Raw genomic sequence first — 728 nt, 5'->3', positions numbered from 1 at the left:
GACCTGGGTCGTGATGGACCGGTTGTTACAGACATTCCGACCGGTGTCTACGGTGTTATCGATGACTTTTGGCAACGGCCCGTCGTAGAGGTGGGACCGTTTGGACCCGACAAGGGGAAAGGTGGAAAATTCCTGCTCCTGCCACCGGGATACACTGGTGTTGTCCCGGACGGATATCTGACTGCAAAATCGAAGACAAACCAGACGATGTTGGTCGGCCGTGCTTTTGTGAAAGACGGCGACATCAAGTCGGCCGTGAATACCCTGACAGGGATCAAGGCCTACCCGCTTTCCCAGGCCGACAATCCTCCGGAGACCCGTGTCATCCACGCGGGAGACCGCGCAATGAACTCGATTCCGCCAAAGGGGTTTGAGTATTGGCAATATCTTTCGGATGCCTTGAACAAAGAGCCTGTGGAAGAGCGTGATCGTTTCTTCCACGCAATGCTCAAGCCGCTTGGCCTCGAAAAGGGAAAGCCATTCGAACCCGATGCCCGTCAGAAGAAAATACTGTCTGATGCGGCCGATGTTGGATTCCTGATGGCCCAAACACTAAGCATGGCTCCACGCCTGACCAATGCATCCTCCTATCCAGGAACGCACTGGGAATGGGTGCTCACCCTCAATCCGGATCAGGAAGCGCCCGGCTATAGCCAACTCGACGAGCGTACCGACTATACGTTCGAAGCCATAACCGTAGCCGAGGGCATGGTGAAGACCATCGTAGG

General features: G+C 55.4%; 1 protein-coding gene. It reads left to right on the top strand.

Annotated features, from left to right (window positions below; all coding sequences use genetic code 11):
- A partial coding sequence (locus ACXJ5O_RS28895) for a DUF1254 domain-containing protein (protein ID WP_457302903.1) occupies positions 1 to 728 on the top strand: 728 nt, incomplete at both ends.

It is taken from the genome of Phyllobacterium sp. P5_D12 (assembly GCF_054049495.1).
The sequence above is the reverse complement of the archived record's forward strand: the minus strand, read 5'-3'. Positions and strand labels throughout refer to the sequence as shown.